This window comes from Anoxybacillus sp., from assembly GCF_036834105.1.
In the GTDB taxonomy this organism is placed as follows: Bacteria; Bacillota; Bacilli; order Bacillales; family Anoxybacillaceae; genus Anoxybacillus.
On sequence record NZ_DAITON010000027.1, the window covers coordinates 1 to 20,562 of the forward strand.

Below are 20,562 nucleotides of genomic sequence, written 5' to 3' on the forward strand. Positions count from 1 at the left end.
TACCTAACCATCAAACAGGGCGTGTGACACCTTTGGAAACAAGAGCGCATGTTGCTATGTTTGGAGCGTTTGGGTACGAATTAGATGCCACCGCTTTAACCGCCCAGGAAAAACAACAGGTGAAAGAACAAATTTTGTTTTTTAAACGATATCGAAAGCTTTTGCAATACGGTACGTTTTACCGTTTACTTAGTCCATTCGAAGGGACGGATGCTGCTTGGATGGTTGTTTCAGATGACAAAAAGGAGGCGATTGTTGTCTTTTATCGTCTTTTAGCTAAACCAAATCCTCCATTCGTGAGGCTTCACTTAAAAGGATTAGATGTATCGTTTAAATATGAGGTAAAGATGGAGAAACGGACGCAAGTGCTCTATGGAGATGAGCTTATGCATATCGGTCTTTTTATCCCACCGTTTTACATGGGGACGGTAAAAACAGAGGAGACAGTCATGATTGGAGATTATGTATCTTGCTTGGCGGTGTTAAAGGCAGTCGATTAGGAGGAGAAATATATGGATGAGCTAGTACGTGATTTTGCTCGATTATTCAGTGAAGAAGGGAAAGAAGTACATACTTTCTTCGCCCCCGGTCGTGTCAATTTAATTGGGGAACATACAGATTATAATGGAGGATATGTTCTTCCGTGTTCGTTGCATATCGGGACGTATGCGGTCGCTCGTTTAAATGATGATGGGATTATTCGGCTCTATTCAAAAAACTTTCATGAAGATGGAATTGTCTCTGTGACAAAAGACGAACTTGCGTATGACGAGCGCCATGGGTGGGCGAATTATCCGAAAGGAATGATTCGTGCGCTTATGCCAAAAGATGCACAAAATGGGATTGACGTCTTATACTATGGCAATATTCCGAATGGGGCAGGATTATCTTCGTCTGCGTCGATTGAGCTCGTTACGGCCGTGATGTTGAACTATTTGTTTGAATTAAATATCGAGATGTTGGAATTAGTGAAGATTAGCCAACAAGTAGAAAACGAATATATCGGTGTCAATTGTGGCATTATGGATCAATTTGCGGTTGGAATGGGAAAAGCAGGTCATGCGCTACTGCTCGATTGCCAAACGCTCCAATACGAGTATTTGCCTCTGTCTTTGGAGGATTGTTCGATTGTGATTGCAAATACGAATAAAAAGAGGGGATTAGCTGATTCAGCATACAACGCGCGGCGCGCGACATGTGAGCAGGCGTTAGCGAAATTACAACAATATGTACGCATCAACTCGCTTGGAGATGTAACAATGGAGCAGTTTAATCAATATGCACATGTATTGTCTCCGATCGAACAAAAACGGGTGCGACATGTCGTTTCAGAGAATGAACGGACAAAGCAAGCGGCTTGCGCTTTACAACAAGGAGATTTATATACGTTTGGACAATTGATGCGGCAATCACATGAATCATTGCGTAACGATTATGAAGTGACTGGAAAAGAGTTGGATACGCTCGTTGAAGCGGCGTGGAAACATAAAGGAACGATTGGTGCGCGCATGACGGGGGCGGGCTTTGGCGGCTGTACAGTAAACATTGTAAAAGACGATTGTATTTCGTCCTTTGTTGAAGAAGTAGGGCGAATGTATGAAACTGAGATCGGTTATGCCGCGAGTTTTTATGTAGCTAAAATTGGCGATGGGGCAAAACAGCTTACGAAAGAAGGAGAGAGTGCGCGATGATTCTCGTTTGTGGTGGGGCGGGATACATTGGAAGTCATGCGGTGTATCGTTTAATCGAAAAAGGAGAACGAGTTGTTGTCGTTGACCATTTACAAACTGGGCATCGAAAAGCTGTTCATCCAGAGGCGATATTTTATGAAGGTGATATTCGTGATCGCTACTTTTTAAACAGCGTATTTCAAAGGCATGAAATCGATACAGTGATCCATTTTGCAGCACATTCTCTTGTTGGAGAAAGTGTGAAACAGCCGTTAGCTTATTACAACAACAACGTTTATGGAACAGAAGTGTTGCTTGATGTCATGAATAAACATGGCGTCAAACAAATTGTTTTCTCCTCAACGGCTGCTGTGTATGGGGAACCAAAACAAATTCCGATTCAAGAAACAGATGAAACAAACCCTGAAAGTCCGTATGGAGAAACAAAACTAGCGATGGAAAAAATGATGAAATGGGTGAACGTCGCATACGGCATTCGCTATATTTCTTTACGATATTTTAATGTTGCTGGAGCGTATGGGACGATGCTTGGTGAAGATCATCGTCCGGAGACACATTTAATTCCACTTATTTTGCAAGTGCCGCTACGGAAGCGGAAAGAAATTCATATTTTTGGAGATGACTACGACACGCCTGATGGCACGTGCATTCGTGACTATATTCATGTGCTAGATTTAGTCGATGCTCATCTATTAGCGGTAGAAAAACTAAGAAACGGTGGGGAAAGCAACATATACAATTTAGGGAATGGCAACGGTTTTTCTGTGAAAGAAGTCATTGAGGCTGCGCGACGCGTGACGGGACATCTGATTCCTGAAAAAGTTGTGCCGAGACGACCTGGAGATCCTGCGCGTTTAGTTGCTTCATCGGAAAAAGCAAAACGTGAACTTGGATGGAAACCGATATACACATCTATTGATGAAATCGTCGCCTCAGCGTGGGGGTGGCACCAGGCGAATCCGAACGGATATGAAGAGGTGTAACTCATGGTGAACATTTATGAAGAAATTGAAACACTCATTCAATATGCGCTCCATCATCGCTTAATTGAACGAGAAGATATCATTTATACGCGCAATCGAATATTAGCGTTGTTGAAATTAGACGAATGGCAACAAGTTGACGTGACACCTTCTCTCGATCGGCCACTCGTTACGATTTTACAACGTATGATGAATTGGGCTGAAGAACATGGACGACTTGTTGGAAAGACAGTTACTGATCGCGATTTATTTGATACAGAGATCATGAATTGTTTTGTGGCGCGTCCGTCAACGATCATTCAAACGTTTTATGAGAAATATAAGCGAAACAAACAAGAGGCGACAACTTGGTTTTATGAGCTTAGTCAAGCATCTAACTACATTCGCATCGATCGGGTAAGAAAAAATAGGCGGTGGAAAGCGCCTACGGCATACGGAGAGATGGATATTACGATTAACTTGTCTAAGCCGGAAAAAGATCCACGGGACATTGCGCGCATGAAGGACGTAAAAGAACAACGTTATCCTACTTGCTTATTATGTATTGAAAATGAGGGGTACGCAGGAACGATTCGTCATCCTGCACGAGCGAATCACCGTATGATTCCGATTGAACTATGCGGTGAACGTTGGTTTTTCCAATATTCCCCTTACGTTTATTATGATGAACATTGCATCGTATTACGCCATAAACATGTGCCGATGAAAATGGAAAGAAAAACGTTTGAGCGGTTGCTTGATTTTGTAGATCAATTCCCGCATTATTTTATCGGCTCTAATGCGGATTTACCCATTGTAGGTGGATCTATTTTATCGCACGATCATTTTCAAGGTGGAAAATATACGTTTGCGATTGAAAAAGCTCCATCTGATTTTTCGTTTACATTGCCAGCTTATCCTCATGTACAAATGAGCATCATCCGTTGGCCTATGTCAGTGATACGTATACGCGGGGTAAAACAAGATGTGTTACAAGTGAGCGATTTCGTTTATGCAAAATGGAAAACGTATAGCGATCCTCAAGTGGATATATACGCACAAACAAGCGGTGTACCGCACAATACCGTCACGCCAATTGCTCGTCGACGCGGGGAGTTGTACGAGATGGACATCGTGTTAAGAAACAACCGCACATCAGCGCAACATCCATACGGTATTTTTCATCCGCATGAGGAGCTTCATCATATTAAAAAAGAAAATATCGGATTAATTGAAGTCATGGGATTAGCCGTATTGCCTAGTCGATTAGCGGATGAGCTAGACCATATCGCACGATATATGAAAAATAAAACGCCAAAAGAGCAATGGGAACCGTCGTTATTGAAACATTGGGAATGGGTGCAAGACATAATGGAAAGACATCATGTTATTGATAATGTACATGAATTATTAAAAGAAGAAGTAGGAAAACGATTTGAACAAGTACTCGAACATGCGGGAGTGTTTAAGCGGACGGAAGAAGGAAAGCGAGCGTTTCATCGCTTTATTCAACACCTTCAAGAACGAAATGAATAAAGATGGGGGAAAAAAGATGTATATCGGTGTAGACTATTATCCAGAGTACTGGCCAAAAGAAATGATTGAAGAGGATATTCAAGGAATCAAAGAACTAGGGGCTAACATCGTTCGCATCGGGGAATTTTCTTGGCACTTAATGGAACGAACAGAGGGAAATATAGACTTTTCTTTTTTTGATGAAGTAGTGAAAAAGTTGAAAGAGAACGGGCTTTCAATTATGTTTGGTACGCCAACAGCGACATTTCCTGCTTGGTTAGCAAAAAAACATCCAGACATTTTATCTAAAGACGAGTTTGGGCGTATTCGTGTTTTTGGTGGAAGAAGACAATATTGTTTTAATTCAACAACATATCGCTTATATGCGGCAAATATAACGAAGCAGCTTGTGACACATTACAAAGATGAAGAAGCGATTATTGCTTGGCAAATTGATAATGAATTTGGACATGAAGGAAGTGACATGTGTTATTGTGAACAGTGCCATCGAGAATTCCAACAATTTTTGAAAGAGAAATATAAGCAAATTGATGTGTTGAATGAAGCGTACGGGACAATTTTTTGGGGACAGACATACAACGATTTTTCAGAAATTCCAATGCCAACGAAAACAATTACGACGCATAATCCATCTTTGCAGTTAGATTGGGCTCGTTTTCGTTCATTTTCCGTCAACCGTTTTGCCCATGAAATGACAAACATCGTAAGAAAACATAAAGGTTCTCATCAGCAAGTGACAACAAACGTATCCGGGGGCTTCTTTAACAAATGGTTTGATCATGAGGAAAATGTTCGTCTCATGGACTTCGTGTCTTATGATAACTACCCTGTATGGGGAGGGCTAGACGAACCGATTTCCCCGGCAGCGATTGCGATGAGCCATGATTTTAACCGCGGATTGCTTGGGAGAAACTATTGGATTGTTGAAGAACTTATGGGAGCGCAAGGGCATGAGATGATTGGATATTTACCGCGGCCGAATCAAGCAAAAATGTGGTCGTATCAGGCGTTCGCCCACGGATGTACGAATATGTTATATTTTAGTTGGCGTGGTATGGATCGAGGAGCAGAGCAATTTTGTTATGGGATTGTAGATCATAGTAATATACGAGGAAGAAAATATAAAGAAGTGCAATCTGTTTTTTCACATGTTCCGACATTTGAACATGTGTTACAATCCCCTATTCAAGCAGATATAGCTGTCTTATATGATTACGACAATATTTGGTCGTGGCGTTTTCAGCCACAAAGCAAGGCGTTTGATTTTACAACGGAACTTCTTCGGTTGTATGAGCCGTTTTATCGTTTAAATGCGAACATTGACGTTATTCCTGTGTCGCGTGATTTTTCAACATATAAAGTACTCCTCGTCCCAGTGTTACAAATTATCGATGAAACGTTGGCCGAAAAATTGAAAACGTTTGCCCGATGCGGTGGGACGGTTATATTTTCTTTTCGTACGGGATTGAAAAATAAACAAAACAACATCCACTTTAAACATATATTACCTGCATATGTGAGCGACCTTGTCGGTGCGCATATTCACGAAGTGGAGTCGCTTGCTTATCGTCGTGTTCCGATCGTTGGTGAAGGACGATGGAAAGATCGAAAAGCGATGTGTTCCGTTTGGCGTGATTTGCTTGAGCCAACAACGGCTACTGTGTTATATCGATATGATGACCCGTTTTATCCGCTCGCCGCGATAACTGAAAATGAATATGGTGATGGGAACGTTTATTATATTGGTGGGGGCATAGATGACGATGTGCTGAATGACCTTGCAAAGGAAATTGTGCAAAAACATCACATATGGCATGTAGAAAGTGACGAAGGTGTCGAAGTGTATCGACGTGTATGTGATGATGGTGAGTACATGTTTATCTTAAACCATACAGATCAAGAAAAACGGTTTCACCATTTGACCCTCAAACCGTATGATAGTCAAATCGTTAAAATTTAGCATAAATAAAGGGGTTGCATCAATGGCTACATTGAAAGAAATCGCAGAGAAGGCAGGGGTGTCCGTTGCCACTGTATCGCGTGTATTAAATTATGATATGACGTTATCTGTATCGGACGAAACGAGAAAACGCATTTTTGAAATTGCGCAAGAGCTTAACTATAAAACGCCGAGGGAACGCAACCAGCTGCATGCCAAAGATCGACTTCGCTTTGGTGTTGTGAACTGGTACTCGGAATCTCAAGAGCTTGACGACCCATATTATATGGCGATCCGACTTGGTGTCGAAAAGGAATGTTTTCGACGTCAAATCGAGTTAGTTAAGTTATTTAAGAAAGACGGTTCGTACGAATCAGAGTGGTTAACGGGGTTGGACGGAATTATTGCGGTTGGGAAATTTGGAAAACAACATATTCATCTCTTTACATCGGTGACGAACCATCTTGTATTTGTCGACTATTCACCTGATGAAGATCGCTTTGATTCTGTCGTTGTTGATTTTCGAAAAGCAACAGCTCGCGTTCTTCAATATTTAATTGATCTCGGCCATAAACATATCGGCTACATCGGAGGGCGCGAATATGTTGATGACGGTCAACTCATTCAAGATGAGCGCGAACGCACATTTTATGAATATTTATATTTGCGTGGTATGTTCATCCCAGAATATGTATTAACGGGACGCTTTATTGCAGAAGATGGATATATGTTAATGAAACAAGCACTCCAGCTCCCAAATCGCCCAACCGCGTTCTTTATCGCCAGCGATTCGATGGCGATCGGGGCGTTGCGAGCGCTTCATGAAGCTGGAGTTGATGTACCAAATGAAGTGGCTATCGTAGGCTTTAACGACATTCCAACATCGAAGTTTGTCCAGCCACCGTTATCGACTGTGCAAGTTTATACGGAATTTATGGGCGAGACGGCTGTTGAATTGCTTGTCGAACAAATTCAAACGAAAAGAGAAATACCGAAAAAAATTGTTGTTCCAACAAAACTTGTTGTGAGGGAAAGTAGTTGTATCTACACAGTAAAGAAATAGCTTCCGCTTTGGCGAAGGCTATTTCTTTTACTGCGAGAATTTATTTAGTTTGTTTATTGAACAAACTAAATAAATATTGATATAATAAAAGGTAAAGAATGTTGTTTCTTCCGTTTTATACTTAATTGAAGAAAGGGTGAGAAAGCCATTGAAGAGGGTTGGATGGGGGATTTTGAGTACAGCACGTATTGCAAGGGAGACGATGATCCCGGCCATTCAAAGGGCAGGGAATGCCAAGATCGTAGCAATTGCAAGTAGCAATGAGCAAGTCCAGCACGTTGCACAACAGTTTCATATTCCGAAAGTATACGATACTTATGAGGCATTGCTCGTTGATCCGGAGGTTGAGGTAGTATATATTCCATTACCTAACCACTTGCACATGGAATGGGCGATTAAAGCAGCAGAGCATAAGAAACACGTCCTTTGTGAAAAACCAGCTGCCTTATGTGAAGAGGATGTTCGAAAAGTAGTGAAAGCTTGTCGAGAAAACGGTGTAATCTGGATGGAAGCGTTTATGTACCAGTTTCATCCACAACACAGACGGGTAAAAGAAATGATTGCTTCAGGAGAAATTGGAGAGGTAAAAAGTATACGATCAAGCTTTTCTTTCTATCTTGCTGAGCGGGAAAATAACATTCGCATGAATGAAACATTTGGTGGCGGAAGTTTACTAGACGTGGGATGTTATTGTATTCATTCTATTCGATTTTTGTTACAAGCGGAGCCGGTTGTACTATCTGTTTGTTCCACTTATGATGATCAATATGGTGTAGACACACTTACAAGTGGGTGGCTCCAAATGAATAACGGTGTTCACGCCTCATTCGACTGTAGTTTTAATATGTTCCCTCGCAATGAGTACGAAATTATTGGCACAAAGGGGAAATTAGTTGTCCCGAGAGCCTATCGGCCGGACATACAACAAGGTGACGGTCTAATTATCATTCAAACGGATGAAGGAATAGTGAAGGAGGAAATTGTCAAAGGCGATCAATATCGTTTACAAGTGGAGCATTTTTCACAATGTGTCATTGATCGAACGAAGCCAAGCTACTCAGATGACGAAATCATTCAACAAGCTAAAGTGCTCGATGTATGCCGCCTTTCAGCGAAAACAGGGAAGGTAATCGAATTAGTTGAAACAAGGAAGGAAGAGGGAGACAAATGAGGATCGTACAGGAGAAGCGAACAGAAGTGGATGGTCAACCGATTTTTTCATTTACACTTACGAATGATCACGGAATGGAAGTTGCTTGCTTAAACTACGGTTGTATCATTACAAGTATACTCGCCCCTGATAAAAATAGAAAATATGAAAATGTTGTTTTAGCGTTTGATGACTTTTCTTCGTATTTGACAAACCGTCCGTATTTAGGAGCTGTCATCGGAAGGGTAGCGGGAAGAATAAAAAATAGTTGTTTTGAGTTAAATGGAAAAACGTATAGGTTATATGCAAATGAAAATGGAAACCATCTGCACGGTGGGGAGAAAGGGTTTCATCACGTCATTTGGCAAGCAACAGGGTTTTCGAAAAAAGAAGAAGTTGGTGTCCGTTTTTCGCATCGAAGTGTTGATGGAGAAGAAGGATATCCTGGGAACGTCGATGTGCAAGTCACATATACATTAAACAATAAAAACGAACTAATTATTTCTTATCAAGCTATTTCTGATCAAGATACGCCGTTTACATTAACGAATCATACGTATTTTAATTTGAGCGGTAACGTAAAAAAAGATGTTTTGCAACACGAATTAAAAATGAAAAGTGACCGTTTTTTACCGTTAGATCATGATTTTATACCGACTGGGGAAATAAAAGATGTGACGGGTACACCTTTTGATTTACGCCAAGGGAAAACGTTAAAAGAAGCAATTGAGTCAACCGATCCACAAATTCGTTTAGTCGGACAAGGATATGACCATCCATTTATGTTAAATGCTCATCATGATGAAGAAATTGTCTTATTTGACCGTGAAAGTGGGCGAACATTAGTAGTTGAAACGGATGAAGTTGGTGTCGTCGTATATACTGGGAACCAAATTCCTCACGGTGAAAAAATGAATGGCGTACCATCCCGAAAGTATTTAGGTATTTGTTTAGAGACTCAAGCGTTGCCAGATGCGGTACATCATCCTTATTTTCCGTCTTGTATATTGCGAGCAGGACAATTATATTCATCGATAACAAAATATACGTTTTATGTACAGGAGGCGAATAATAGATGAACTACCGACGCTTAGGGGATACCGAAATGGAAGTAAGTGAAATAAGTTTTGGCACATGGGCAATCGGCGGATCTTGGGGACAGACGAATGATACAGACGCATTAAAAGGACTACAACATGCAATTGATGCGGGTGTTAATTTTTTTGATACTGCAGATGTGTACGGAGATGGTCATAGTGAAGAGCTTTTAGCCAAAGCAACAAAAGGAAAAGAAGATGATATTTATATTGCCACAAAATTTTGTCGGGCTGGGGATATTTACGATTTCCGCACGTATTCGGAAGAAAAAGTGCGGGAATACTGCGAAGGAAGTTTAAAGCGTTTACAAAGAGAACGGATTGATTTATATCAAATCCATTGCCCGCCATTTGAAATATTGAAGGACGGTCAAGTATTTGAAGTGTTAGATAAACTGAAACAAGAAGGTAAAATTCGTTACTATGGTGTGAGTGTTGAGACGGTGGAAGAAGGGCTGTTTTGTTTAACAAACCCAAACGTGAAAGCATTGCAAGTCATCTTGAATATTTTCCGACAAAAACCGTTAGAGAGACTACTTCCACAAGCGAAAGCTCAGGGAGTAGGAATTTTAGCTCGATTGCCTCTTGCAAGCGGGTTATTAACAGGAAAATTCAAGAAAAATACGGTATTTGCAGAGAATGATCATCGTTATTTTAATCGTGATGGTAGTCATTTTAATGTTGGTGAGACGTTTGCTGGGCTTGAGTTTCAAAAAGGTGTGGAACTCAGTGAACAATTGAAATGGATTGCGAATGGAAGAGGGAATATGACAAGAGCTGCATTGCGTTGGATTTTGGATCACGATGAAGTAACATGTGTCATTCCAGGTTTCAAAACGGCAGATCAAGTAGAAGACAACTTAAAGGCATTGACTGTTCCATCTTTTAGCCAAGAAGAAAAAGAAAAAATAAAAGCTTTTTATAAGCAGCAAGTCCATCCATTCATCAGGGGCGCGTATTGAAATAAAAAGAGGCATCCAAGAAAATTGGGTGCCTTTTAGATTCTTTTAGATTTTTAGAGAAATACTTCTACCTTCTCGCCTTTTTTTAAAAATTCTTCAATAGCAAAAAAGGAAATGCCTAATGCCGTTGAATAAATAGACAGCTTAGAAAATTCAATGACGACATGTGTGCGATGATACGGTAATGTTCGTTGGTTAATGATTTTTTTGATTGATGGCTCGATCCAAGGTTTTGCCATCGATAAACGATTACCAATAACGATTTGTTCCGGATTAAACGTATTAATTAAATTATTGATACCAATGCCTAAATAGTGACCAATGTGCTCAAATAAACGTAGAACGTCCCCATTCTTGCTTTCAGCCAGTTGTAGTAACATTTCAAGGGATGTTTCATTATTCATAGTCACCCTTGCCTTTTCTAACAGTGCCTGTTCGGACGCATATAGCTCCCAACATCCAATATTTCCACAACGGCATTGCAGTCCGTTAACTTCGATCGTCATATGCCCGCTCTCTCCAGAAAAGCCGTTTGTCCCCCGATATAATTCACCGTTCAAGATGAGACCAACACCGATTCCCATGCCCGCACTAATATAGATGACATTGTTATAATTTTCTCCAGATCCTTTTCGCTTTTCACCGTATGCCCCAGCGTTCGCCTCGTTATCGATGATTACAGGCACGTGGAAAGCTTCCTCGATGTCTTGTTTCAAAGGTATATTTACCCATTCTAAATTTGGTGCAAACAATAGTTTCCCTTCTTTATCGACAACCCCAGGGACACCAATCCCAATCCCGATGAGACCGTAGCGACTTCTTGGCATTTGTTCCAATAAATCAGTAATCGTCTCTTTAATAAGTGTGAGGACAGTTGGATAATCTTTGTAATAAAATGTCGCCTTCTTTTCTTGGATAATATTCCCTTGTAAATCAGTCAATATCCCTATAATGTAATGAACGCCTAAATCAATTCCAATTGCATATCCTGCTTTCTCATTGAACAATAACAGAACAGGACGACGACCGCCACTTGATTCACCTTGTCCGATTTCATATACGAGTTCTTCATCCATTAATTCTTTTACGAGAGAAGATACGGTACCTTTATTTAGCCCTGAGCGTTGTGCGACATCCGCCCGAGATAACGGTCCTTGGCTTTTCACCATATCGAGAACAAGCGCCTTATTAATTTTCTTTATTAAATGTGGATTTCCAGTTATTTTTGTCAAGTTCATCACCCTGTTTATCAATGTATCATAATTGTATGAAAAATTCTAGTTGTCTTTGTTTGTTTTATAGACAAACAAAATAAAGGAAATTATAATGTAAGGCAAGAAGAGAGAAAGCATCTTCACATTTTGAGAGATTTTGTTTATTGTGAACATATGTTTTATTGCTATGGAAAGACAGGTGGGATTGAATGACCTTCATTCGTTTTAAGCAGAAAATCGCACGCTTCAACACGTTACGAAATCAAATTTTAACGATTTACATTTTTGTTATGACACTTGTGTTATTGTTTGTTGGAATTATTACATTTCATATTGTTTCATCGTTATTAAAGAAAAATGCTGAGGAACAAATACAACAAACCATTATCCAAGTGAATGGAAGATTAGAATCTTTGTATAAACAATTAAATTCATTGACCGCCCAAATTGTCAACGATATGTATGTTCAGCGTGCGTTTTCTAAGGAGATACAAGGCGAGCGCTTGATGTTTGAAGAGAGACAATATTTAATGCAGGTTGTAAACTCGTATCAAACGTATTTTGATGGAGTTCAATCGTTTGAATTGTACACAAACGATTATAAACGAGTATTTCCGCTTAATGAAATGAATTTAGTAGAACGTGTTGGTTCTCAATGGGTTGAGGAAATAAAAAAACAACGTGGAAAGATGATTTGGATTGGAAAAGATCCGACTTCTTCCCGGTTTTTCGTCGTAGCTCGTCAAGTTCGACTGACGGATCATTCCTTTTCACCAGGAGGCTATTTATTAGTTCGGATCCATAGCGATTACTTTCAATTGGACGACCTTTCTGATCAAAAAGTGGAAAATCCAAGTTACACAGTAGTGATCGATGAGCATAATCAAAAAATATCTTCTAACCTACCGTCACACCTCACGTCTATTCTCGATGGAGGTGGAAAAGAAGAAAAAGATTACATGGTCGTTAAACAAGCATCGCCCCTTACAAAATGGAAAGTAATCATTGTGACCCCTTTAGAATCGCTTATAAAAGGCACTGATATTTTAAAAAATGCGATCATTCTTTCGGGGGCTCTTGGTTTTGTCATTTTTTTTATTTTTTCCTTTTTTCTATCTACGATCGTTGCACAACCCATTTTAAAGTTAACGAAAATTATGCAGCGCGGAAGAAACGGGAAGTTAAAATTAAGCCCCCCGATTTCATCTACTATCGAAATTGATGAGCTAATAGAGACTTACAACTCTTTGGTAAATGACATTAACCATTTAATACAAGTTGTTTACGAAAAAGAGCTAATTCGAAGCCAAGCCGAATTAAAAGCTTTGCAAGCACAAATTAACCCGCACTTTCTCTTTAATACACTTGATACGCTATATTGGTCGCTCATTGAAAAAAACGAGGAAGAGTTAGCGAAATTTGTATTAAATATGGCTGAACTGTTTCGCTATACAATTAGCCATTCGACTCAAGACGAGTGGGTCACAATTCGTGAAGAGATGGAGCATATTCAACGTTATATGGAAGTGATGAAAGCAAGGTGGGGAGAACGATTTGTTTGGAAAATAGATGTTTCAAATCATTGCTTACATGTTCATATTCCGAAATTGCTCATCCAGCCCCTTGTTGAAAATGCGGTGTTACATGGAATTGGAAACAAAACAGGGATAGGAACCGTTTGGATCATTATTAAAGAATGTGTAGACGGAAAGGAACTTCTTGTTCAAGTCAAAGATGACGGTAATGGAATGGATGAAAAACAATTACATCTATTAAAAGAAAAGTTAGGAAAGAGAACAATTTCTTCGATGAAGGGGAGTGGGATCGCACTAATGAATGTAAATCGACGGCTACAACTTTACTACGGTGAGGATCGAGAGTTACGTATAGAGAGCGAAGCAGGGAAGGGAACGTGCGTATCATTTCAAATTCCTAAAAGTAGGTGAAGCTTCGTGAAAGATGTAAGAACGATTTTAATTGTTGACGATGAGCCAAGGGCGCGCGAAGGAATGAAAAAAGTTTTGGATCTATGGTCTATGGGGAAATACGAAATTATATGTGCAGGTAGTGGTGAAGAGGCGATTACTATTTTGCAAAGAAAAAAAGTGCATGTGTTATTAACGGATATCCGAATGCCGCAGATTACAGGCTTAAAGCTCATTCGAACATTAAAAGAACAAAAGGATGCACCTGTCGTCATTATCATTTCCGCTTATTCCGAGTTTGCGTACGCTCAGGAAGCTATTTCGTTAGGGGTTGTCAACTATTTGCTTAAACCGGTAGATAAAGATAAACTCATTGAAGCAGTGCAACAAGCACTTGCTATATCGGAAAGTCGGGAAAAAGCAAAAAAGATTGAACAAATTATAGATCATCACATTATAGGAGTACAGGAGGAGAAACTTTCTTCGCCAGTTAAAAATGCAATTCAGTTTATTCATGAAAATCTTCATAAACATGTCAGTCTAACTGATGTAGCTAAGCAAGTGTATTTGAATCCGAGCTACTTTAGCGCTCTATTTAAACAAGAGACGAAGATGACATTTAGCGAATATGTAACGAGATGTCGATTGCAAAGAGCTAAAAATTTACTGGTGAATACGAACTTGTCGATTGCCGAAATAAGTGAGATGACAGGATATCAGACAACAAAGTACTTTATTAAGATATTCAAAGAATTTGAAGGAATTACCCCATATCGTTTTCGGAAAGAGTACCTAAAGAAAATGGAATTTTAAATGATAAGCGTTACCTTACCGATAGGAATTGATCGTGCTACATTAAAAATAAGAAAACGAAAGGGGGATTTTGAAAATGATAAAGAAAGCGCATACAATAGTGTGGATGGTAATTTTTATGCTTGTATTAGCAGGGTGTTCGGAAAAAACGACCGAAAAAGGCTCGACGGAGAAAGGGGATGAGAAGATAACACTTACTTTCATGCACCTTTGGCCAGCGGGAAGCTCTAAACAGCATAATATGATCGTAAATGAAATTATTAAAGAGTTTGAAGAGCAAAATCCAAATGTAAAAGTAAAACAAGAAATTTTGGAAAACGAACAGTATAAAAACAAATTAAAAGTGTTAGGGGCTTCAAACGAACTTCCTGATATTGGGATGACGTGGGCTGCAGGGTTTCTAGAGCCTTATGCAAAAGGAGGACTCTTTGCTCCTCTAGACGATTTGTTGGATGGTGGGTTACGTAACAACTTTGTATCAGGAACGACAGAGCCTTATGCATTAGATGGAAAAACATATGCTCTTCCTTTAGAGTTAAACATCACACCTATTTACTATAACAAAGGGATTTTTGAAAAATACAATTTAGAAGCTCCTAAAACGTATGAAGAGTTTAAGCGTGTTGTGCAAGTACTTGTAGATAACGGAGTTGCACCAATTGCTTTAGGAAATAAAGATCGTTGGACAGGATCAATGTGGTATATGTATTTAGCTGATCGTATTGGCGGGGCAGATACGTTAAAAAATGCGATCAATGGAAGCGGTACATTTGAAGATCCGAGTTTAGTACAAGCAGCTGAAGAAATTCAACAATTAGTCAAAATGAAAGCATTTATTAAAGGATTTAACGGCTTATCGAATGATGAGGCAAAAGCAGAATTTACAAATGAAAAGGCTGCGATGTATTTGATGGGAACATGGGATTTGCCACAATTTACAACGAATGAAGATGTTCCAAAAGAATTCAGAGAAAAAGTAGGATTTTTTAAATTCCCAACTGTTGAAGGTGGAAAAGGGAATATCGATAGTTGGGTTGGTGGACCAGGAGTAGGCCTATTTGTTTCTGAAAATTCAAAGCATAAAGAAGAAGCGAAACAATTTGTGAAATTCTTTGTTGAAAAATGGGGAGAACGTTCTGTAACAAGAGCGGGCGTGATTCCAGCAACGAAAGTGAATACTGAGAACGTCGATTTGCCACAAATGTACATTGACGTGTTAAATGAATTAGCGAACGCAAGCAATATTACATTGTTTGCTGATGTGCAAATGAATCCAGAAGCTGCCCAAACGCACTTAAATTTAATTCAGTCACTGTTTGGCGAGAGTATAACACCAGAGCAATTCGCAAAACAACATCAAGAGGTGCTCTCTAGCACACGCTAGATATGTAGAACAGAAAAAGGACATATTGCTACAATATGTCCTTTTTCCTCAAAAGGATGAGGAGGAAATAAAATATGGACAAGGTAATGTCTGATAAACGAGTCATTGCATTATACGTGCTACCCGCTTTATTGCTCATTGTGATACTAGTTTATATCCCAATCATTATGACAGGATACTATAGCTTGATGAAATGGGATGGAATAGGAGAGAGAACGTTTATTGCGTTAGACAACTATAGACAACTGTTAAAAGACAATATGTTTTGGAAAAGTGTGTATCACTCGTTTCTACTAGCTGTTTTTTCTGTTTTCAGTCTCGGTGGCTATTTAGTTGTTTCTCTCATTCTTGCTGGGAAAGTAAAAGGAGCGAATATACTTCGGAAAATTTATTTAATCCCGATGTTGCTTTCTTCAGTAGCTATTGCTCAGCTATGGTTACGAATTTATCATCCTTCCAATGGGATGCTGAATCAACTTCTCTCATTCTTAGGAGTGGAGGATACGCCTAACTGGCTCGCTGATCCTTCGATTGTGCTGTACTCTGTTTTTATTCCTATTATTTGGCAATATGCGGGGTTCTATATACTAATTTACTATGCTGCTTTGAAAAATATCCCGTCATCTATCATTGAGGCAGCTATTATTGATGGGGCTAATCCGTGGCAATTGGCATATAAAATTAAATTGCCGCTCATTGCTGGCGTGATTAAAGTAACAGTCGTATTAGCTGTGGTCGGTTCTTTAAAATATTTTGATTTAATTTATGTAATGACTGGTGGTGGACCAGACGGGGCGAGTGAAGTGATTGCCTCTTACATGTATCAAAAAGCATTTCGTAGCTTCAATTTCGGATACGGAAGTGCCATTGCTTTTTCTCTGTTAATTCTTTGTATTGCTGCTACATGGTTAATTCGAAAGTTAACGCATACAGAAGAAGAAGTTCAATACTAACGTTGTAAGAGGTGCTCATACGATGAAAAGAACGATTATATATGCAAAAAAAGCTGGTATGTTTCTATTTTATATGGTGTTATTCGCAGTTGCCGGTCTACAAATCCTCCCCCTTATCTGGCTGTTATTTTTCTCTTTGAAAAATAATCATGAAGTATTTAATACCCCTCTTTTCTCTTTACCTTCTCCTCCACGTTGGGAAAATTATGTGAAGGTATGGGTTGAAGGGGATATTGGTCGCTATTTCTTTAATAGTTTATGGATTACTACCGTATCGGTTGTTTTTACCGTATTGTTAGCTAGTTTCGTGACGTTTGCAATCACACGAATGAATTGGAAATTAAAACATGTTGTGCTTGGGTTGTTCATGGTCGGATTAATGATTCCGATCCATTCGACTCTCATTCCTCTGTTTAACTTTTTTATGAAAGTAAAGTTGATTGATCACCCGATGTCAATTGTTTTAACAAATATTGGTTTTAATTTACCGATTACAATTATGATTTTGTTAGGTTTTTATAATGCGTTACCGCGAGAACTAGAGGAATCTGCTATCATGGATGGCTGTTCTGTTCATCGAATGTTTTTCCAAGTCATTTTGCCGATGACTTCTCCAGTAATTGTCACAACAACGATTATTAATATGATTTACAATTGGAATGAGTTTGTATTTGTAAATACCTTCATCAATTCAGATGAATATAAAACGCTCACAGTCGGAATACAAAATTTCATTGGACAGTATACAACAGATTGGGGAGCAATTGGAGCAACTTTAATGATTAGCGTTTTACCAGTTTTAATTCTTTTCTTTTTCTTGAGTAATAAGATCATGGAAGGGATTACTGCTGGAGCTATTAAAGGATAAGAAAGGGGTAATAATAATATGCCGACGAACATGTTTTTTAACGCCCATCATTCACCTGTTGGAGCGTTTGCGAGTTTTACATTAGGTTTCCCGGGTAAAAGCGGGGGTTTTGATCTTGAGCTTGCCCGTCCCCCAAAACAAAATATATTTATAGGTGTACAGTCATTAAATGAACCAGGTATATATGATGTGTTGCCATTTTTAGAAATAGCGAATGAAGATGAAAGTAAGAGGTATGATATTGAAAACCCTGATCCGAGTCCGGAAAAACCAAAAATTTTGTTTCCGATCGCGAAGGATCAAATTGAAAGAGAGTTCCATGTTGGAACGGATACATGGAAAGCAAAAGATTTGACAATTACTATTTATTCTCCAGTTAAGTCGGTGCCCGATCCGGAAAAAGCGAATGATGAAGAGTTAAAATTGGCGATAGTTCCAGCTATTATTGCTGAGATAACGATTGACAATACAAAAGGAACAGGAACAAGACGTGCTTTTTTTGGATTTGAGGGGAACGATCCGTATACATCCATGCGGCGAATCGATGATACGTGTCCTGGAATTCGCGGTGTCGGACAAGGACGAATCGTTAGTATCGCTACCAATCATGACGATGTGCGTTCGGCGCTACATTTCAGCATGGAAGATATTTTGACAACACCGTTCGAAGAAAACTGGACATTTGGTCTTGGAAAAGTCGGTGCACTTATCATGGATGTTCCACCAGGGAAGAAGAAAACATATCAATTCGCAATTTGCTTTTATCGGGGTGGCTATGTTACGGCAGGAATGGATGCTTCTTACCTTTATACTCGTTTCTTCAAAAACATTGAAGAAGTCGCCCTTTATGCGTTAGAGCATGTAGAAGTGTTAAAGGAACAATCATTCCACTCTAACGCGTTCATCGAGAAACAATGGTTGTCCGATGACCAAAAGTTTATGATGGCTCATGCAATACGCAGTTACTATGGTAATACGCAGCTACTAGAATGTGAGGGAAAACCTATTTGGGTTGCTAATGAAGGCGAGTACCGAATGATGAACACGTTTGATCTCACTGTCGATCAGCTATTTTTTGAATTAAAGATGAATCCATGGACTGTAAGAAATGTATTGGATTTATACGTCGAGCGCTATAGTTATGAAGATTGTGTTCGTTTTCCTGGTGAAGAGTTAGAGTACCCAGGTGGTATCAGTTTTACTCACGATATGGGAGTAGCAAACACATTTTCTCGTCCACATTATTCGTCGTATGAATTGTATGGGATTAGCGGGTGTTTTTCTCATATGACACACGAACAACTCGTCAACTGGGTGCTTTGTGCTGCAGTATACATTCGACAAACAGGAGATTTGACGTGGCGCGATAAACATCTGTCGGTTTTGGAGAAATGTCTCGAAAGTATGGTTCATCGAGATCATCCGGATCCTGAAAAGCGAAATGGAATTATGGGGCTCGATAGTAACCGCACGATGGGTGGGGCAGAGATTACGACATATGATAGTCTCGATGTATCGCTTGGCCAAGCACGTAACAACTTATATTTAGCTGGAAAGTGTTGGGCGGCTTATGTTGCATTAGAAAAGCTGTTTAAGGATGTTGGCAACGGGCAATTGGCTATGCTAGCTGGAAAGCAAGCCGAAAGATGTGCTGCAACAATTATAAGCTATGTCACAGATGAGGGATATATTCCGGCAATAATGGGTGAAGGGAATGATTCAAAAATCATTCCGGCGATTGAAGGACTTGTATTCCCTTACTTTACGAATAACCATGAAGCATTGGATGAAAATGGGCGTTTTAAATCATATATTCAAGCATTGAAAACACACTTGAACTATGTGCTACAGGAAGGAGTTTGTCTATTTTCAGATGGAGGATGGAAAATTTCCTCTACAAGTAACAACTCATGGTTAAGTAAAATTTATTTATGCCAATTCGTTGCTCGCCATCTTCTAGGCTTGGAGTGGAACGAACAAGGAAAACGCGCCGACGAGGCTCATGTCTCATGGCTTACCCATCCAGAGCTTTCGATCTGGAGTTGGAGCGATCAAATTATTTCTGGTGAGATTAGTGGGAGTAAATACTATCCGCGCGGTGTGACGAGCATTTTATGGTTAGAAGAGGGGAACGAATTCCCCCCTTCTCGGGGGATGAAAAGTCTCTCTGAATCGGTGGAATGATTAATTCAAGGAGGGGCATTCGGGATGATTGAGAAAGTTGAAACTTCTCGTAAAATGGTTGCGGTAACATTCGATGACGGCCCAAACCCGATCTATACGCCACGCATATTAGATTTATTTAAGAACGTTTCGGGAAAGGCGACATTTTTTATGATTGGTGAACATATGGCCATGTATCCTGAGATCGTCGAGGAGGTTGTTGTTCTTGGGCATGAGATTGGAAATCATACGTACTCACATCCCGACTTGACATTAATAAATCGTCATGAATGTTTGCACGAAATTCAATATGCTGATAAAATCATCGAAAATTTTACAGGAAGAAAACCTAAGGTGTTTCGGCCACCATATTTTCGTTACAATGAGGATATAGAACTTATTGTTAGTCGTTTCAAATATCAGACGATTGGAGCGGTGAATGTAGATGCATTAGATTGGGAACAGCCCGGTCGAGACCATATTATCACTAAGACGCGCGAGCGTATAAACAATGGGGTGATTTTGCTTTTCCATGATGGTTTTGGGGATCGTTCTCAAACAGTTGAGGCAGTTGAAGTGCTTATCGAGGAGCTATTTATACAAGGATATGAGTTTGTCACTGTTAGTGATTTGTTGCAATCGGAAAAAGAATTGTATAAAAATGATGACGTTTAAGAAAGGAAAGAAAACTTCGTATGTAATAATAGGGGGATAAATCCCCCTATTATTGTATGATGATGTTAGTTACAAAGTTTAGATAGGACGGATGCGTAATGAACTTTGGTGCTTTATATACATACACTTTAAAGTGACAACTTCTGTATGAACACCTTTTTACATGG

Annotated in this window: 17 protein-coding genes; 16 read left to right on the forward strand and 1 reads right to left on the reverse strand. The window is 39.5% G+C overall.

What is annotated here, in order from left to right:
- The 9 genes from V7Z64_RS04675 to V7Z64_RS04715 all read left to right on the forward strand — a co-directional run.
- On the forward strand, positions 1 to 500 hold a 500-nt coding region (locus tag V7Z64_RS04675), incomplete at its 5' end, for a GH36 C-terminal domain-containing protein (RefSeq protein ID WP_334109496.1).
- Between the two features lie 12 nt (positions 501 to 512).
- The gene (locus V7Z64_RS04680) at positions 513 to 1,691 is read left to right on the forward strand and encodes a galactokinase (protein ID WP_297989353.1); all 1,179 of its coding nucleotides are present in this window, start codon (positions 513 to 515) and stop codon (positions 1,689 to 1,691) included.
- Positions 1,688 to 2,674, forward strand: a complete 987-nt coding sequence (gene galE / locus V7Z64_RS04685) for a UDP-glucose 4-epimerase GalE (protein ID WP_297989355.1) — start codon at positions 1,688 to 1,690, stop codon at positions 2,672 to 2,674. The genes V7Z64_RS04680 and galE overlap by 4 nt, the downstream gene beginning before the upstream one ends.
- Positions 2,675 to 2,677: 3 nt before the next feature.
- Positions 2,678 to 4,189 carry a UDP-glucose--hexose-1-phosphate uridylyltransferase gene (gene galT, locus V7Z64_RS04690; protein WP_297989357.1) on the forward strand — a complete coding sequence of 504 codons (1,512 nt, stop codon included), beginning with the start codon at positions 2,678 to 2,680 and terminating at the stop codon, positions 4,187 to 4,189.
- 16 nt (positions 4,190 to 4,205) lie between these two features.
- Entirely contained in the window at positions 4,206 to 6,149 is a 1,944-nt protein-coding gene (locus V7Z64_RS04695; RefSeq protein ID WP_297989359.1) for a beta-galactosidase, read from the forward strand.
- 22 nt (positions 6,150 to 6,171) lie between these two features.
- Entirely contained in the window at positions 6,172 to 7,191 is a 1,020-nt protein-coding gene (locus V7Z64_RS04700; protein WP_003397820.1) for a LacI family DNA-binding transcriptional regulator, read from the forward strand.
- Positions 7,192 to 7,363: 172 nt separating this feature from the next.
- Positions 7,364 to 8,362, forward strand: a complete 999-nt coding sequence (locus V7Z64_RS04705; RefSeq protein ID WP_297989361.1) for a Gfo/Idh/MocA family protein — start codon at positions 7,364 to 7,366, stop codon at positions 8,360 to 8,362.
- Positions 8,359 to 9,420: an aldose epimerase family protein gene (locus tag V7Z64_RS04710; protein ID WP_297989362.1), complete on the forward strand. Its 1,062-nt coding sequence runs from the start codon at positions 8,359 to 8,361 to the stop codon at positions 9,418 to 9,420. Before V7Z64_RS04705 ends, V7Z64_RS04710 begins: the two co-directional genes overlap by 4 nt.
- Complete coding sequence (locus tag V7Z64_RS04715; protein WP_297989363.1) at positions 9,417 to 10,400, forward strand: aldo/keto reductase; 984 nt, start codon at positions 9,417 to 9,419, stop codon at positions 10,398 to 10,400. Before V7Z64_RS04710 ends, V7Z64_RS04715 begins: the two co-directional genes overlap by 4 nt.
- A gap of 53 nt (positions 10,401 to 10,453) precedes the next feature.
- On the opposite strand, the gene V7Z64_RS04720 is transcribed toward V7Z64_RS04715, so the two are convergent.
- A complete protein-coding gene (locus V7Z64_RS04720) occupies positions 10,454 to 11,638 on the reverse strand; it encodes an ROK family transcriptional regulator (protein ID WP_297989365.1) in 1,185 nt (394 codons plus the stop codon).
- A gap of 185 nt (positions 11,639 to 11,823) precedes the next feature.
- On the opposite strand from V7Z64_RS04720, the gene V7Z64_RS04725 reads away from it, so the two are divergent.
- The 7 genes from V7Z64_RS04725 (at position 11,824) to V7Z64_RS04755 (ending at position 20,395) form a co-directional block, all read left to right on the forward strand.
- Positions 11,824 to 13,560, forward strand: coding sequence for a sensor histidine kinase (locus V7Z64_RS04725; RefSeq protein ID WP_297989367.1), 1,737 nt, complete (start codon positions 11,824 to 11,826; stop codon positions 13,558 to 13,560).
- Positions 13,561 to 13,566: 6 nt separating this feature from the next.
- Entirely contained in the window at positions 13,567 to 14,352 is a 786-nt protein-coding gene (locus tag V7Z64_RS04730) for a response regulator transcription factor (RefSeq protein ID WP_297989369.1), read from the forward strand.
- A gap of 76 nt (positions 14,353 to 14,428) precedes the next feature.
- Positions 14,429 to 15,736, forward strand: coding sequence for an extracellular solute-binding protein (locus tag V7Z64_RS04735; RefSeq protein WP_297989371.1), 1,308 nt, complete (start codon positions 14,429 to 14,431; stop codon positions 15,734 to 15,736).
- A 74-nt stretch (positions 15,737 to 15,810) separates the two neighbouring features.
- A complete protein-coding gene (locus V7Z64_RS04740) occupies positions 15,811 to 16,689 on the forward strand; it encodes a carbohydrate ABC transporter permease (protein WP_297989373.1) in 879 nt (292 codons plus the stop codon).
- A gap of 58 nt (positions 16,690 to 16,747) precedes the next feature.
- Positions 16,748 to 17,557, forward strand: coding sequence for a carbohydrate ABC transporter permease (locus V7Z64_RS04745; protein ID WP_442885029.1), 810 nt, complete (start codon positions 16,748 to 16,750; stop codon positions 17,555 to 17,557).
- An 18-nt stretch (positions 17,558 to 17,575) separates the two neighbouring features.
- Positions 17,576 to 19,741 carry a glycoside hydrolase family 52 protein gene (locus V7Z64_RS04750; protein ID WP_297989377.1) on the forward strand — a complete coding sequence of 722 codons (2,166 nt, stop codon included), beginning with the start codon at positions 17,576 to 17,578 and terminating at the stop codon, positions 19,739 to 19,741.
- 24 nt (positions 19,742 to 19,765) lie between these two features.
- Positions 19,766 to 20,395, forward strand: a complete 630-nt coding sequence (locus V7Z64_RS04755; RefSeq protein ID WP_297989379.1) for a polysaccharide deacetylase family protein — start codon at positions 19,766 to 19,768, stop codon at positions 20,393 to 20,395.
- The last annotated feature ends 167 nt before the right edge of the window (positions 20,396 to 20,562 follow it).